Genomic DNA, 15,542 nt, shown 5'->3' on the forward strand with positions numbered 1-15,542 from the left:
GCTTAGGAAGGAGCGCCGGTCCTCCTCGAAGCTCGCCCCATGCTGTCCTCCCGCAACCGCCACCGCCTGTTCGATGCGAGCTTCCGTGCGATCGCGGGCACGCGGGCCGATCGCTGGCTCGCGCCTCTCGCGCGCGGGCTCGGGGTGATCCTCACCTTCCATCATGTCCGCCCGGAGCCACCGGGGGCCTACGCACCGAACAGCCTGCTCACGATCACACCGGCCTTCCTCGACCGGGTGCTGACCCGGCTCAAGGCGCTCGGCTTCGACCTGATCGGCCTCGACGCGGTGCCCGGGCGCCTGGCCGGCGAGGGGAGCCGCGCGCCCTTCGCGGTGCTCACCTTCGACGACGGCTACCGCGACAATGTCGAGCACGCCCTGCCCGTGCTGCGCCGGCACGGCGCACCCTGGACGCTGTTCGTGACGAGCGACTTTGCGGAAGGGCGCGGCCGTCTGTGGTGGCTCGAGCTGGAAGGGGCCATCGCCCGCCTCAACCGGGTCAGGCTCGGGTCCTTCGATCTGCCGGCGACGGACCCGTCCGAGAAATTCGCAGCCTTCGAGACGGTCTACCGGCACCTGCGCGCCGGCCCGGAGGCGGCGCTTCTCTCAGGCATCGCCGATCTCTGCGCCGAGGCGGGTATCGCAACCGGCGGCGAGGCCGGGCGTCTCTGCCTCTCCTGGGACGAGTTGCGCGCGCTGGCAGTCGATCCGGCGGTGACAATCGGGGCCCATACGGTGAGCCACCCGATGCTCGCCAAGCACGGTGCGGCGGTCGCCGCCGGCGAGATCGCGCAAGGACGCGACCGGATCGCGGCACAGCTCGGGCGCTCGGTACGCCACCTCTCCTATCCGGTGGGCGACCCGACCTCCGCCGGTCCCCGCGAATTCGCGATGGCCCGCGACGCGGGCTTCGCCACCGCGGTCACGACCCGGCCCGGCCACCTCTTCGCGGCCCATGCCGCCCACCTGCACGCCCTGCCGCGGATCTCGATCAACGGCTGTCACCAGAACGATGCCGCGCTGAGCGCGCTGCTGTCGGGGGTGCCGTTCCTGGCCTGGAACCGGGGGCGGCGAGTGTCGGTGGGGTGAGAGACCTTCGCGGGGGTCGAAGGAGAAAGGCCGTGACCTCACACCAGCATTCCATGGATCTTGGAGTTGATCGGCGGGCCGATGAGGATGCTCCGCGCCGATTCCATCCCAGGCCAGCCACGGCGCTGGTGTCCGCGCAAGCTGGGATCGACACGGTAATGACTGCCGCCCTCGCCGGAGCGGGCGAGTCGATGAGACGAGGAGGTTCGCTGTGCCGAGTGGATCGAGGGAACGGGCCGAGCCGGACCACCAGCACGACGGCGCGGTGGCAGGCCTCGCCGACGTGAGGCCGTTTACGCACAGCTTCGAGGCGACGATCGAACGTCACGGCGTCGGACGCGACCGTAAGGTCTGGTATGCGGTGCTGTTCCTGCCCGACGTGATCGCCAAGGAAATGCCGTTCGACCGCTATCCCCAGCTGCGCGTCGAGGGAGAGATCGCTGAGCTGCCGGTCAAGAATGCCTTCATCCCGGCCGGTGACGGGCGCTACTACGTCATCGTCTCCGCGGACACGCTCAAGAATGCCGGCGTCGCCCTCGGCCATACGGTCGAGATGCGCTTCCGGGTCGCCGACCAAGACGCCGTCGACGTGCCCGACAGTCTGGCGCGGGCGTTGTCATCCGACGAGACTGCGGCTCGGGCTTGGGATGCGCTGACCGTAGGGCAGCGGCGAGGCCTCCCCCATCACGTGGCGAGTGCTCGGACAAAGGGCACATCCGATCGGAGGGTCGCCGCGGTGCTTGCGGCCTTGACGGGCAATCTGCCCAGCGACGTCTTGCCCGCCGATGTCAAGCGGCTCCACCGCCTGCTCGGGCGGCCCGGCCTCTCGCCTGAAGGTCTCGTTTGAAGAGGCTTCGGGATGTTCCGTCGGATCGGGCCGTCCGACAGCGTGCGGCCTTCCCGACCTAGTACCGGCGCCGATACCGCCGGGACGACCGTCTCTCGCTGCCGACGTCGAAGCTCGCGGTCTGGCGGCCGCCACGCGTGTAGCGCCCGCGGCGGCCCCGCTGCCGTCCCGTGTCGAGCACGGGCTCTTCGGTCACCGGGATGCCGGTGGCGCTGCTCGGCGGGATCGCGGCGACCGCCGCGGTGCCGGCGGCGACGCTGTTGCCGTCGCCGACCATGCCGCGGGCCGAGGGGCCGAACATCGCCAGGCACTGGTTGTAGGCGAGATCGTTCTTGAGGCGCTCGCATTCCGAGGCCGAGCGCGGGGTGCCCTGCGCGCCGGCGAGGGAGGGCAGGATGAGCAGGGCGGAGCCGATCAGGAGCGTGCGGAGGCGGGGCATGAGGCGCTTTGGCGACCTTCGGCTGACGAAGCTTCGGGGAGGTCCGCCGTCTCTGCTGTCCGAGTACGGCGAAATCCCGGCATCCGCCGCTTTTGCCCTTCGAACGACGCCCTAGGGATCAACACGCCGCGCGCCGGCCTCGTCGGCATCGGGCTTCTGCATCCAGCTGATCAACGGCATCAGCGGGAAGATCCAGGCGATGCCGAGGAAGCAGTAGAGGAGCGTCTGGACGAGCGCGGGGGTCTGCGCGATGCGGCTGTCGGCGAGCGCCATCGCCACCGGCGCATAAACGATGATGAAGGCGAGCATCACGATCGTGCCGATCAGGGAGCGGGTGCGGCGGCGCATCGGCCTCGTCCTCGGGTTTTCGCGGTTCGGGACGCCGGCAAGGCGACGCCCCGTTATGGAAGTGAGCTAGGGATGCGCCCGGCCGATGACAACGTCACGCGCTGCCGCAAAGGGGCAGGTGCGGCATCGCCGGTCGTTGCCCGGTGCGCGCGCCCCGCCTAACTCACGCCCTGGGCTGGACGCCCCCGGCGCTCCGCCCTTTGGTTCGAACCCGCAAGACAGGTCGCCCCGCGATGGTCACAGCCGCAACGGCCCTTCCCGATGATCACCGGACCGTGCGGCGCTGGCTCGTCCTGCTCGTCCTCCTGGTTATCGCGATGGTGGCGGTGGGCGGCGCCACGCGCCTGACGGGCTCCGGCCTGTCGATCACCGAGTGGCGGCCGGTGACGGGGGCCGTGCCGCCCCTCTCGGCGGAGGCCTGGGCGGCGGAGTTCGAGAAGTACCGCGGCACCCCGCAATACCAGATCCTGAACCAGGGTATGGGCCTGTCCGACTTCAAGGTCCTCTACGCCTGGGAATGGGGCCACCGGATGCTCGGGCGCCTCATCGGGCTCGCCTTCTTCCTGCCGCTGCTCTGGTTCTGGTGGCGCGGCGCCCTCGACCGCCGCCTCGGCATCGCGCTGTTCGGCCTCGGGCTCATCGGCGGCCTTCAGGGCGCGATCGGCTGGATCATGGTCGCCTCCGGGCTCCAGCCCGGCATGACGGCGGTCGCGCCCCTCAAGCTCGCGCTGCACCTCACCACCGCGAGCCTCATCCTCGCGGGCCTGGTCTGGCTCGCGGTCGGATTGAGGCCCGGCCCTGGAGAGCCGGCTTCTGCCCGCCTGCGGCGGGGCGCCTACGCTCTGATGGGGCTGGTGCTGCTCCAGATCTGGCTCGGCGGGCTGGTGGCCGGCTCCAAGGCCGGCCTCGTCCACAACACCTGGCCCGACATGGACGGCGTCCTGGTACCGCCCCTGAGCGAGCTCTTCGCGGTCCGGCCCTGGATCGAGAACTTCGTCGACAACACGACGCTGGTGCAGTTCAACCACCGGCTGACGGCTTATCTCGTCGTGCTCGTCGCCTTCCTGCACGCGCTGGACGCCCGTGCGACGGGCGCGGCGCGTCGGGCGGCGGGGCTTGCCGTGCTGGCCCTGTCCCAGGCCGCGCTCGGGGTCATGACGCTGCTGCTCGCGGTGCCGCTCTGGGCCGGCCTCGCTCATCAGGTGCTGGCCGTGCTGCTCCTCGCGGCGGCGACCGCCAATGCCCGCGTCTGCCGTGGCGTGAGCACGGCGCGCGTCCCGCAGGCGGAGACGCCGTTCGGCTTCGAGGCGCTGAGCGAACGCGCTGCCTGAGGCGTGCCGCGACGGCCGCTCAAGCCCGCACGTTGCGCTTGGCCATCAGCCGCTCGATCAGCGACCCGCCCTTCTCGATCTCCGCGAGCTCCTCGGCCACGGCATCGACCGTCTCCCGGATCTGCTCGGGGGTGTGCTCCGAGGTCATGAAGAAGCGCAGCCGCGAGGCCCGCTCCGGCACGGCCGGATGGATGATCGGCTGGACGTTGATGCCGCGCTTGAACAGGCGGTCGGACAGGGTCACCGACTTCAGGGAATCCCCGACGATCACCGGAATCACGGCGAGGCCGAGGCTCGTGCCGGTATCGAGGCCGTGCTTCTTGGCGCAGGCGAGGAAGAGCTGGCCGTTCTGGCGCAGGCGCTCGACCCGATGCGGCTCGGCATGCATGAGGGCGAGTGCGGCTTCGGCGGCGGCGGCCAGCGGCGGCGACAGGCCGACGCTGTAGAGGAAGCCGCCCGCGGTGCACTTCAGGTACTCGATGAGCGGCGCTGGCCCGGCGACGTAGCCGCCGCAGGTCGAGAGCGTCTTGGAGAGCGTGCCCATCCAGATGTCGACCTGGCTCGGGTCGACCTCGCAATGCTCGTGCAGGCCCGCGCCGCTCCGGCCCAGCACGCCGAGGCCGTGCGCGTCGTCGACCATCAGCCAGGCGTTGTAGCGCTCCTTGAGGGCGACGAGCCCGGCGAGGTCCGGCGCGTCGCCGTCCATGCTGTAGAGGCCCTCGACCACGATCAGAGCGCGGCGGTGCTCGTGCCGGGTCGCGCCGAGCAGGGTTTCCAGCGCGTCGAGGTCGTTATGGGCGAAGGAGCGGCGCTGGGCGCCCGAGAGCTGCGCCCCGGTGACGACGCTGTTGTGGATCAGCGCGTCGTGGAAGATCACGTCGCCGGGCTCCAAGAGGGCGCCGATGGTCGTGACGTTGGTGGCGTGGCCGCTCACCATCACGACGCAGCCGTCGGTCTCGTAATGCGCCGCCAGCGCCCGTTCCAGGCTCAGGTGTCCGGGGCGCTCGCCGGCGACGATCCGGCTCGCGGAGGCCGAGGTGCCGAAGGTGTCGATCGCGCTGCGGGCGGCCTCGTTGATGTCCGCGTGCCCGTTCAGGCCGAGATAATCGTAGGACGAGAAGTTGATGAAGGACCGGCCGTCGATGCGCGTCGTCGCCCCGGCTCGGGTCTCATGGATGCGGAAGAACGGGTTGCCGAGACCGATGAGGTCGGCGGCCGAGCGCTGGAGCTTGAGCTCGCGATAGCCCGGTAGCGCCTCGAAGCGCTGCACGCCGGCCTCGCTCTTGGCCGCCGGCTTGGGCGGGGTGGGACGCGTCGTGGCCGCGTTGCGTCCCAGGCGGTTCGTGACGAAGCCTGCGAGCGCCGCGCGCCCGCCATCGGGTCGTGCGGGTCCGGTCATATCAGGATCTCTTTGATCTCGAGGCTGTTCTGTTCAACCATCGTGTTGAAGGGTTCGAGGTCGCGGATGTCGACGCTCTCGCCGGCATGGCGCTGGGCGAGGCTCATCACCGCCGCCGCCGCCTCGTCGACGGGCGCCGAGATCGACTGGATCAGCGTCTCGGTCAGCTCGTTCACGGTGAGGCCCGAGGAGATGCCCGAGGGCGGCGCGTCGAGAGCGAAGCGCTCCTGCAGGCTCGCCCCGAGCTCGACGCCCATCAGCGAGTCGAGGCCGATCTCGGAGAGCTGACGCACGCGGCTGATGTCGTCCTTGGGCAGGCGCAGGATGCGGGCGATGTCCTCGACGATAGCGTCGGACACCGTCTTGCGAACCGTGTCGATGTCCTGCGTCTTGTGGAGCGCGGCGATGTTGATCGCCGCGACGGCGCCGGATTCCATCTGCTGGTCGGAACCGAGATCGGCGTAGCTCGGCGAGCGCATGGTGGCCAGGCGCTCGCGGGCCTTGCCCCAATGCATGGCCGCGATCGCGATGACGGCGTCGTCCGGCTGCGCGCCCTGTCCCTCCAGCGCCTCGGCCATGAGGTCGAGGCAGCGGCGCGCGTCCATCGGCGTGACGCCGACGCGGCCGGCGAGCGTCTCCATGACGGCGCGGTTGCGGGCCAGCACCCCCACGTCCCCGATGGCGCCCCAGGCGACGGCGAGCGCCGGCAGCCCGTGACGGCGCCGCTCGCGGGCCAGGCCTTCCATGAAGCCGTTGGCCGCGACGTAGGCGCCCTGACCCGGATTGCCGATGAAGGTCGTGGCCGAGGAGAACAGCACGAAATAATCGAGCTGCCGCTCGCGGGTGGCCGCATCGAGGTGCTCGGCGCCGATCACCTTGGGCCGGATCACCGCGTCGAGGCTCGGGCCGTCCAGATTGGCGATCAGCCCGTCCTTGAGGACCATGGCGCCGTGGATGATGCCGGCGAGCCGCGTGCCGTCGGCCTCGATATCGGCGAGCAGGCGATCGACCGCCTTCCGGCTGGTGATGTCGCAGGCCCGCGCATCGACGGTGACGCCGCGCTCGGTGAGCTCGGCGACGAGGGCCTTGGCCTCGGGCGTCGCCGCGCCGTTGCGGCCGACGAGGACGAGGTGCTTCGCGCCGCGATCGCTAAGCCAGCGCGCCGCCTCGAGACCGAAGCCGCCGAGACCGCCGGTGATGAGGTGGGCGCCGTCGCCGGCGATTCCGAAGGCGGATTTGCGGGCGACCATCACGCTGCCGGGCTTCGGCGGCGCGATCACAATCTTCCCGACGTGACCCGATTGCTGCATCAGACGGAAGGCGTCGGAGACCTCGTCCGCGGTGAAGGGCTGGAACGGCAGCGGCTTCAGGCCGCCCTCTGTGAACAGCGCCATGACCTCGCGGAACAGCCGCGCCCCGTCCTCGCCCTGGTGCTGCAGCACCTGGTCGAGGTCGACGCCGAAATAGGAGAGGTTCCGCCGGAACGGGCGCAGGCCGATATGGGTGTTGGCGACGTAGTCGCGCTTGCCCAGCTCGATGAAGCGGCCGAAGGGGCGCAGCACGTTGAGCGAGCGCTCCATCGCCTCGCCGAACAGGCTGTTGACCACGACGCCGACGCCCTCGCCGGTGATGCGGCGGACCTCGTCGACGAAGCTGAGCGAGCGCGAATCGAGCACGTGCTCGGCGCCCAGCGCCTTGACCAGCGCCCGCTTCTCACGGGAGCCGGCGGTCGCGATGACGCGGGCGCCCTTGAGCTTGGCGATCTGGAGCGCGGCGAGGCCGACGCCGCCGGCGCCGCCATGGACCAGCACCCACTCGCCGCGCCGCAGCTTGGCGCAGGTGACGAGCGCGTAATAGGCCGTGAGGAAGGCGACCGGCACGGTGGCGGCGGCCTGCGCGCCGACGCCGGGAGGGCTCGGGGCGACGACGAGCTCGGGCACCACGATGTGAGTGGCAAATCCCGATTGTGCGAAGGCGACGACCCTGTCGCCGGGCTTGAAGGCCTTCACGCCGGGGCCGACGGCGAGCACGCGTCCCGCGACTTCGAGGCCGAGGCGCGGACCGGCGAAGCCGTCCTCCAGGATCTCCTCGGGCAGCATCGAGAGCGCCCAGAGCACGTCGCGGAAGTTGAGGCCGGTCGCCTCGACCGCGATCTCGACCTCGCCGCGGCCGGGGGCGCGGCGCTCGGCCGGTCCCCATTGCATCTCGTTGAGGCCCCCGGTGTTGCTGCGCTCGAGCCGCGCCGCCTCGGCCGGCACCGCGTCGGCGGTGGGCCGACGGGCCATCTGGCCGGGGGAGAACCGCATCACGCGGGTGCGGTCGTCGTCGAGGACGATTTCGGTCTCGGGGGTGCCCGACAGGATCAGGTCGCGCAGGCGCTCGGCAGAGCGCTTCGACGACATCGCCGGCGACAGGTCGATCCGGCGCACGTCGAGGCTCGCGACCTCGTTGGCGAGCGTGCGGGTGAAGGCCCAGACGCCGGTCTCGACGGCGCTGCCCTCGCCAAGGTCGCGGGTCGCGCCCGGGCAGATCACCCAGAGCCGGGTCTGGCGGGCGCCGAGATGCTCGACGCAGCGCTTCAGGCTGAGGCAGCGGTCGCGCAGGCGGTCGGCGGCGGCGCCGTCGCGGCCGAAGGCACCGGCCAGGAACACCACCGTGTCGGGGGTCTCCCGCTCGAGTTCGAGCAGGGATTGCTCGGAATCGAGGATGATCGAGACGTGGACGCCGCCGGCGACGAGAAGCGTCGCCAGGGACGACGCGGTCTCGGCGGCGAAGGCGTCATGCGAGCCGATGACGAAGGCGAAGCTCTGCCCCGCGGCCGGATGGGGGCGCACCGGCGCCTCGGCCATGAGCAGGAGGTCGTCGCCATTGCCGGACGCCGCCCGGTCGACCGCCACGCGAACGAGGCCGGTATCGCTGAGCAGGCGCTGCCAGCCCGTGATGTCTTCCAGGCGCCCGACCGGCAGGTCGCCGGCGCCGGCCTCGAACCAATCCGGCGTGAGGCCGAAGACGAGGTCGCGGAACAGGGAGGCGCCGGGCTCGACCGCGAGCAGGAATCCGCCGGTCGCCAGCGCATCGCCGACCCGGCCGAGCAGGCCGCGCTCGGCCCGGTGCAGCACGTTGCTGGCGAGGATGATGTCGAAGCCGCTCTCGGGCAGGGCAGCGGCATCCTCGACGATGACGACGCCGCGGGGTAGGGCGAGGCGGGCGCGCTCGGCCAGACGCCGGTCCGCCTCGAACACGGTCAGCTGCGCCTCCACCCCGTCGGCGAAGGCGGCGATCTGGGCGGAGAGCGGACCGAACCCGACCTGCATCATCCGGAGGGCGCGGTCGCGCGGCAGGCGGGTCCGACTCTCCTCGACGATTCTGGCGATCACGTCGGCGGAGGCGCGGGCCGTCGCGCTGCGAAGGGCGAAGGCGTCGAGCGCGTTCTGCGACAGGGTCGGCGCGGCGGTCAGGTCGCGCGCCACCAGCCGGCTGGCGACGGCACCGATATCGGCGATCAGCACGAGCTCGGCGGAGAGCTCGGGATGGTCGGCCGCGATCCAGCGCATGATCTCGTCGGGCGCGGGCAGCGACACGTCCTTGCGCAGGATCCAGCGCTCGCCGTCGAGGCTGGCGAGGCCGCTGCTCTCCAGGGCGTAGAGAGCGTTGAGCAGCCAGGGGCGCATCCCGTCGGGCACCCGCTCGTCGAGGGCGACGCTGCCGGAGCGCTGCAGGCCCTCGGCAAGCCGGTAGGCGAGGGAGGTCGCCCAGCCTTCGAGGAGAAGGTGGCCCGGCGCGAGCGGCGTCTCGGCCGGCGCGCGGGCCAGCTTCGCCTGCGGCCGCAGGCTCTCGGCGATGCTGGGCTGACGCTCCAGGGGAATCGCGGTGGGCTCGGTCGCGAGCTCCGAGCGCTGCTGGATCGCGTAGGCCGCGAGCTCCGTGTCGGACTTGGCGCGCAGCGCCTGGAAGCGGCCCTCGCGCAGGGTGGCGATGACCTCGCCCTCGGCGTCGACCAGGGTGAAGTCGGCCAGGATGCTGCGCTCGTTGCAGCGCCGCGTCCGGATCTGCGCCCGCGCGATCACGGCGCCGGGCCGGACCAGGCGGATCTCGCCGAAGCGGACGGGAACGTAGGCCTTGGTCGCGTTCTCGCCGAGCAGGTCCGCGAAGAGCAGGATCAGACCGTGGAAGCAGGAGTCCAGGCGGGCGGGAACGAGTCCGAAGCGCGTGTCCGGCTCGGCCGGCGCCAGCTCGGAGACGATGGTGGTATCGTCGACGCGGGCGCTGAGGGTCACCTGCCGGAAGCTCGGGCCGAAGCCGAGGCCCGCCGCGTCCGCGCGGCGGTAGAGGTCGGGGCCGGCGACCGCATGGTCCACGGGCACCTCGATCGTGACCGGGGCGGGCGCCGAGAAGGTGCCGTCCACGATCTTGGCCTGGGCGTGCAGCTGCCAGGGCGCCTGGGTCAGGCGCGGACGGCTCAGGATCTGGATGCCGTTGCCGCTGCCCGAGAGCCGGACGCTGACCTCGCGCAGGGAATCCTCGCCGAACACCATCGGCGACAGGATCTCGAAATCGGCGAGCGCGACGCTGTCGCTGCGCTGGGCCTCGCGGGCGACGCCGAGCGCCATCTCGATGAAGGCCGCGCCGGGCAGGATCGCCTGGCCGTCGATGCGGTGGTCGTCGAGCTCGGGCACCGTCGCGATGTCGACATGGCCGTGCCAATCGAGGCTGTCGGCCGCGACGCGGGACCCGTAGAGCGGGTGGAAGCTGCGCACGCCGACGCCGCCGACGCCCTCGGTGGTCTCGGCCAGCCGGAAGCTGCGGCGCTGCCAGGGGTAGAGCGGCAGGGACACGGGACCCTGCGGGTTCTCGCCGAACACGGTCGCTTCGTCGACGGCCGCGCCCTGGACCAGGGCGGAGGCGACGGCCCGGGCGATCGGATCGCCACCGGCCGGCTTGCGATGCATCACGCCGACGCCCGCCGTCTCGATGCCGAGCGGCTCGATCGCGTCGCCGACATGGGAGAGTAGGGTCGCGCGCGGGCCGACCTCGACGAAGATGCGGGCGCCCCGACGGGTCGCCTCCTGCACCGCCTCGCAGAAGCGCACGGGCTCGCGGATGTTGCGCCACCAGTAGCCGGCCCCGAACTCGGAACCCGCGAGCACGTCGCCGGTCACCGTCGAGACCATGGCCGTCGTGCCGGCATGGGGCTTGAGCCCGGCGAGATCGCGCAGCAGCGGCTTCTCGGTCGGGTTCATCAGCCGGCCGTGGAAGGGGTATTCGAGGTCGAGCTTGCGCCCGCGCCGACGCCGGCGCGACAGCGCCTTCATCGCCGCGTCGATGGCGTCGACGGGCCCCGCGACGGTGATCGCCTTCGGGCTGTTGTAGGCGGCGATGTCGAGGGTCGGATAATCCTTGAGGAAGACCTCGATCTCCTCCGCCGGCGCCAGCAGGACCGCCATGGTGCCGAGGCCCCGCGTCGTCTCCTGATGGTGGCTGCGATGGAAGATGACCTTCACGGCCTGTTCGAGGCTGAGGATGCCCGCGCCCTCGGCGGCGGCGATCTCGCCGACGCTGTGACCGATGACGTAGGACGGATTCAGGCCCCGCGCCCGCAGGGCCGCCGTCGAGGCGCTCGAGATCGCGAAGATCAGGGGCTGCGAGACCCGCGTCTCGGCGAGGCGCAGCTCGAGGTCGTCCGCGAACAGGGCTTCCTTCAGGGACCAGCCGGACAGCTTGGAGAAGAGTACGTCGATCCGGTCGAAGGCCTCGCGGAAGACGGCGTTCTCGGCATAGGCCTCCTGGCCCATGCCGGCCCATTGGCTGCCGTTGCCGGAATAGATGAAGGCGACCTCGGCGGCGCGGTCCACCGCCGTCCCGACCGCGGCATCGGTGTCCTCGGCCTCGCCGACCGCGCGGAGCGCGGTGGCGACGTCGGCGTTCAGCGGCAGGGCGAGCCGCGCCGACAGGCGCTCGCGGCGATGCGCGGCGGCGGCGGCGACGCGCACGACCTCGGCCGGCTCCGCGCCATCGAGGCGATCGGCATAATCGAGCGCGAGCTCGTTGAGCGCTGCCCGGCTCTGGGCGGACAGCATCAGGATCTCGGGCGCCCGGGTCTCGCCGGCCGCCGGCTGCGCCACCGGCTTGGCGTCGGTCAGGACGATATGGGCGTTGGTGCCGCCGAAGCCGAAGGAGTTCACGCCGGCGAAGCGCTCCGCGCGTCCGCGGGGCAGCGGCAGCGGCTTCGTGGCGACCGCGAGGTTGAGGTCATCGAAGGCGATGTCGGGATTGAGCTCGGCGGCGTGCAGCGACGGCGGGAGCAGGTCGTGCTCGAGAGCAAGGCTCGCCTTGAGCAGCCCGGCGAGGCCGGAGACCGGCTCGGTATGGCCGATATTGCTCTTGATCGAGCCGATCGGCAGGGGCGCCTTGCGCGGACGCCCGAGCCGGCCGCCGATGGCGCCGGCCTCGATCGGATCGCCGACGGGCGTTCCGGTGCCGTGCGCCTCGACGAAGGCGACCGCGTCGAGGTCGATCTCGGCCTCGCGGTAGACCTGCTCCAGCAGCGCGCCCTGCGCGTAGCCCGAGGGCAGCGAGATGCCGGTGGTGCGACCGTCCGAGTTGACCCCGCTCGCCGCGATCACGCCGCGCACCGTGTTGCCATTGCGCGCGGCGGCCTCGGCCGATTGCAGCACCAGGACGACGCCGCCCTCGGAGCGGACGTAGCCGTCGGCATTGGCCGAGAAGGCCTGGCAGAGGCCGGTGCGCGAGAGCATCTGCGCGTTCGAGAAGCAGATGAAGTTGAAGGGGCTCGCCAGCAGATTGACGCCGGCCACCACGGCCGTGTCGACCCGGCCCGAGGCGATGGCCGCCACCGCGTTGTCGAGGGCGACGAGGGAGGACGAGCAGGCCGTGTCGACGGTGAAGCTCGGACCCTTCAGGTCGAAGATGTAGGAGATGCGGTTCGAGAGGATGGAGAGCGTGTTGCCGGTGGCGGCGTAGGCATCGCCCGAGGCGGTGTCGAGCACGCGCAGGTTGCCGTAATCCAGCGAGGAGGCGCCGACGAACACGCCGATGCCGCTGCCCGCCACGCTCGACGGACGCAGGCCCGCATCCTCGAGAGCCTCCCAGGTGAGTTCGAGGAGGAGTCGCTGCTGCGGGTCCATCTGCTCGGCCTCGCGGGGCGAGATGCCGAACACGGCCGGATCGAAGGACCAGATGTCGTCGAGGATTCCCGCCGACCAGGTGTAGCTCTTGCCGCGCTCCTGGGCGCGAGGGTGGCCGAAGCGCTCCAGCGACCACCGATCCTCGGGGATGCGGCCGACGGCGCAGCGCGCCTCGGTCAGGAGCTGCCACAGCCCGTCGACGTTTGAGGCGCCGGGAAGACGGCAGGAACGGCCGATGATCGCGATGTCTGTACGCTTTGTCACGTTCGATTCGCACACGCTCTTGAACGGGGGACAAGATCGCTCGCCGGCCGGCGAACAATCGCGACCACCCTTATTATGACCCCAACCCGGTGTCCAACCCGTCCCTGGCCCCGAAACACGGCCTGAATGAGGAGGCCGGCCGGTCACCGCACGTATTCGTCGGCTCTTGCTGCGTCGGGATGTCCGGTTTTGGACGATATGCCCGCGAGGCTTTCAAAATTCGAGCCAAGTCGCACCCAATAAGCGCCGCAATTCAGGCACCGGGCACGGGGCAAAAGCGTGGAGATGAGGCGCTCAGCGCCCGCTCACCTTTCTCGAGGCCTGGGAAGTGCATGATCGCTATTGCGCAGCCCTGCGCAGGGCATCGCCGAGGCGGGGGCTAGCCTGCGCTCGGCGCCGCGCCGGGGGCGAATGTGGCAATCCCCATTCTCATCCGCGGGACCAAGCTCGGGCTGTCGCTTTTTCCGCCCTGGTGCCGCAGCGCAACATATCGCCCGGAAGCCTTAAAGCCGGAAATGGGCGGCGACCCGGGACAAGTTGGGATTGTAATAGGGGTCGGCGAGGAGCTGCGGCTCCCAGCGCTGGCGCATCACTGCCGTCTCGGCCTCGAAGCGCGCGCGCTTCTCGGGCGTATCCTCGGGGCCGCGGCTCTTGGACTCGTGGTGGACCAGGCAGGCGTAGGGCGTCCACACGATCCGGTATCCGGCTTCTCGGATGCGCAGGCAGAGGTCGACGTCGTTGAAGGCGACCTTGAGGAGCTCGGCGTCGAAGCCCCCGACTTCCGCGAAGACCTCGGAGCGCATGGCGAGGCAGGCGCCGGTCACGGCCGAGACTTCCTGCGACAGCACCATGCGGGCGAAGTAGCCAGGATCGTCGCCGGGGAGTCCGAGGTGGCTGTGACCGGCGACGCCGCCGATGCCCAGAACGATGCCGCCGTGCTGGATGGTCCCATCGGGGTACAGAAGCTTTGCGCCGACGGCGCCGACCTCCGGATCGAGGGCGACCGAGACCAGCTCACCCAGCCAGCCGGGCTCGACCACCTCGATGTCGTTGTTGAGGAACAACAGGATCCGGCCCCGCGCCGCCGCGGCGCCGCGGTTGGAGAGGTCCGAAAAGTTGAAGGCGCCGGGCACCGGCAGGACGCGCAGGCGCGGATCGGCGCCGTATGTCGCGAACAGCGCCCGCGTCTCCGGCTCGCGGCTGTCGTTGTCGACGACGACGACCTCGATCGGCGCGTAATCGGTCCGCGTGAACAGGCCGTCGAGGACGACGCGGAGGAGTTCGGCCCGGTCCCGCGTCGGGATGATGACGGAGACGAGCGGCCTGGGATCGGGCAGGGGCCTGACCAGGCGGTTGAAGCCGAGCGGCCCGCGCTCGGCCCGGCCGCCGAAGGGCGCCACCACCTCTGCCAGGGCCTGAAGGCGCGCCGCCTCGGACCGGGCGAGGGCACGATCCGAGAAGGTGCCGGAGCCGCCCGCCGCCCGCCAATGGTAGAGGACCTTCGGGATGTGACGGATGCGGGCCGGGTCGAGGCCGGCGGTCAGGCGCAGGAGCAGGTCGTGGTCCTGGCTGCCCTCGAAACCGGGGCGCAGGCCGCCGACCGCGCGGAGCGCCTCGGCCCGCGCGACGGTGAGGTGGTTGATGTAGTTCTGGCCGTAGAGCAGTTCCCGGTCGAATCCGGACTTGAAATGCGGCTCGAAGCGTCGTCCGCCGGAATCGATCTTGTCCTCGTCGCTGTACAGCAGGACGAGGTCCGGGTCGGCCCGGATCGCGGCCGCGACATGATAGAGCGCCGTCTCGGCGAGGCGGTCGTCGTGGTCGAGGAAGGCGACGAAGCGCCCCCTCGCCAGCGCGAGCGCATCGTTCGTGGCCTTGGCGATATGTCCGTTCTCCACCCGGTGCACCACGCGGATGCGGGGGTCACGCGCCGCGTGGCGATCGAGGAGGCGGGGGATGACCGGGTTCGTGGAGGCATCGTCGGCGATGCACAATTCCCAGTTCGGGTAGAGCTGCGCACGAACGGAGCGGATCGCGTCCTCGAGCACGGCGGGCCTGGGATCGTAGACCGGCATCACCACCGAGATCAGCGGCGGCTCGGCCCAGGCCGCGATCTCGCCGCGGACGCGCTGCCGATCCGCCTCGCGCAAGGTGTCGAACCGGGCGATCCAGGCGGGATAGCTCGTCTCCGCGCGGTGGGCGAGGGCGCGGGCGAGGAGGCCGCGGGCCCGGACCTTCAGGCCCAAGCTGCGCCAATAGACGGCCCGGGCGGTCAGGGCGGGTTGGCGCAGGAGCGCGCGCCCGACGAGGGCGGCCCGGCCGCGACGCCGGATCGTGCAGGCGACGAGCGCGAAGGGCCGGTCCCGCGACAGCCGCGTCATCCGTAGCGCCCGCAGGCCCGTCGGCAGCCGGCCCGTCCAGGCGAAGTCCTCGCCGCCTTCCCCTTCGACGGGCAGGGCCTGAGTCGCCGGCCCCTCGGGGCCGTCGAACGCGGCGCTCATCAGGACGCGGGCGAACCCCTCGCTGCCGCGATCCGTGAAGCGGAGGGTCACCCAGGCCCCGGCGAGCCCGACATCCGCCAGGTCGAGGCGCCAGCCGTTGTCATCGAGGGCGAAGGCGCGGGTGTCGCGCCGGCCGAGGCGGTCGGTCAGGGTGGCGGAGGGCGATGCCGGGGATGCCACGC

8 protein-coding genes are annotated in these 15,542 nt (G+C 71.3%); 3 read left to right on the plus strand and 5 right to left on the minus strand.

Features of this window, described 5'->3' with window-relative positions; all coding sequences use genetic code 11:
- Positions 1-39: 39 nt before the first annotated feature.
- Both MFF55_RS23220 and MFF55_RS23225 read left to right on the plus strand, forming a co-directional pair.
- Positions 40-1,089, plus strand: a complete 1,050-nt coding sequence (locus tag MFF55_RS23220; protein ID WP_238246483.1) for a polysaccharide deacetylase family protein — start codon at positions 40-42, stop codon at positions 1,087-1,089.
- 265 nt (positions 1,090-1,354) lie between these two features.
- The gene (locus MFF55_RS23225) at positions 1,355-1,936 is read left to right on the plus strand and encodes a YdeI/OmpD-associated family protein (protein ID WP_238246484.1); all 582 of its coding nucleotides are present in this window, start codon (positions 1,355-1,357) and stop codon (positions 1,934-1,936) included.
- 58 nt (positions 1,937-1,994) lie between these two features.
- Here MFF55_RS23225 and MFF55_RS23230 read toward each other — a convergent pair whose 3' ends face one another.
- Entirely contained in the window at positions 1,995-2,375 is a 381-nt protein-coding gene (locus MFF55_RS23230) for a hypothetical protein (RefSeq protein ID WP_238246485.1), read from the minus strand.
- Between the two features lie 111 nt (positions 2,376-2,486).
- The gene (locus MFF55_RS23235) at positions 2,487-2,723 is read right to left on the minus strand and encodes a DUF2842 domain-containing protein (RefSeq protein ID WP_238246486.1); all 237 of its coding nucleotides are present in this window, start codon (positions 2,721-2,723) and stop codon (positions 2,487-2,489) included.
- A gap of 233 nt (positions 2,724-2,956) precedes the next feature.
- Here MFF55_RS23235 and MFF55_RS23240 point away from each other — a divergent pair, with 233 nt between their 5' ends.
- A complete protein-coding gene (locus MFF55_RS23240; RefSeq protein WP_238246487.1) occupies positions 2,957-4,054 on the plus strand; it encodes a COX15/CtaA family protein in 1,098 nt (365 codons plus the stop codon).
- Between the two features lie 19 nt (positions 4,055-4,073).
- Here the strand turns inward: MFF55_RS23240 and MFF55_RS23245 are convergent, their stop codons facing one another.
- The 3 genes from MFF55_RS23245 to MFF55_RS23255 form a co-directional block, all read right to left on the minus strand.
- Positions 4,074-5,453 carry an aminotransferase class I/II-fold pyridoxal phosphate-dependent enzyme gene (locus MFF55_RS23245; protein ID WP_238246488.1) on the minus strand — a complete coding sequence of 460 codons (1,380 nt, stop codon included), beginning with the start codon at positions 5,451-5,453 and terminating at the stop codon, positions 4,074-4,076.
- Positions 5,450-12,862 carry a type I polyketide synthase gene (locus MFF55_RS23250; RefSeq protein WP_238246489.1) on the minus strand — a complete coding sequence of 2,471 codons (7,413 nt, stop codon included), beginning with the start codon at positions 12,860-12,862 and terminating at the stop codon, positions 5,450-5,452. The genes MFF55_RS23245 and MFF55_RS23250 overlap by 4 nt, the downstream gene beginning before the upstream one ends.
- A 503-nt stretch (positions 12,863-13,365) precedes the next feature.
- Positions 13,366-15,540, minus strand: coding sequence for a glycosyltransferase family 2 protein (locus MFF55_RS23255; RefSeq protein ID WP_373874856.1), 2,175 nt, complete (start codon positions 15,538-15,540; stop codon positions 13,366-13,368).
- Positions 15,541-15,542: the final 2 nt, after the last annotated feature.

The sequence above is a fragment of the Methylobacterium iners genome, from assembly GCF_022179305.1.
Lineage (GTDB): Bacteria > Pseudomonadota > Alphaproteobacteria > Rhizobiales > Beijerinckiaceae > Methylobacterium > Methylobacterium iners.

Coding starts and splice junctions, on each gene's coding strand:
- MFF55_RS23220 (WP_238246483.1), top strand. CDS start 40: ATGCTGTCCTCCCGCAACCGCCACCGCCTGTTCGATGCGAGCTTCCGT.
- MFF55_RS23230 (WP_238246485.1), bottom strand. CDS start 2,375: ATGCCCCGCCTCCGCACGCTCCTGATCGGCTCCGCCCTGCTCATCCTG.
- MFF55_RS23235 (WP_238246486.1), bottom strand. CDS start 2,723: ATGCGCCGCCGCACCCGCTCCCTGATCGGCACGATCGTGATGCTCGCC.
- MFF55_RS23240 (WP_238246487.1), top strand. CDS start 2,957: ATGGTCACAGCCGCAACGGCCCTTCCCGATGATCACCGGACCGTGCGG.
- MFF55_RS23245 (WP_238246488.1), bottom strand. CDS start 5,453: ATGACCGGACCCGCACGACCCGATGGCGGGCGCGCGGCGCTCGCAGGC.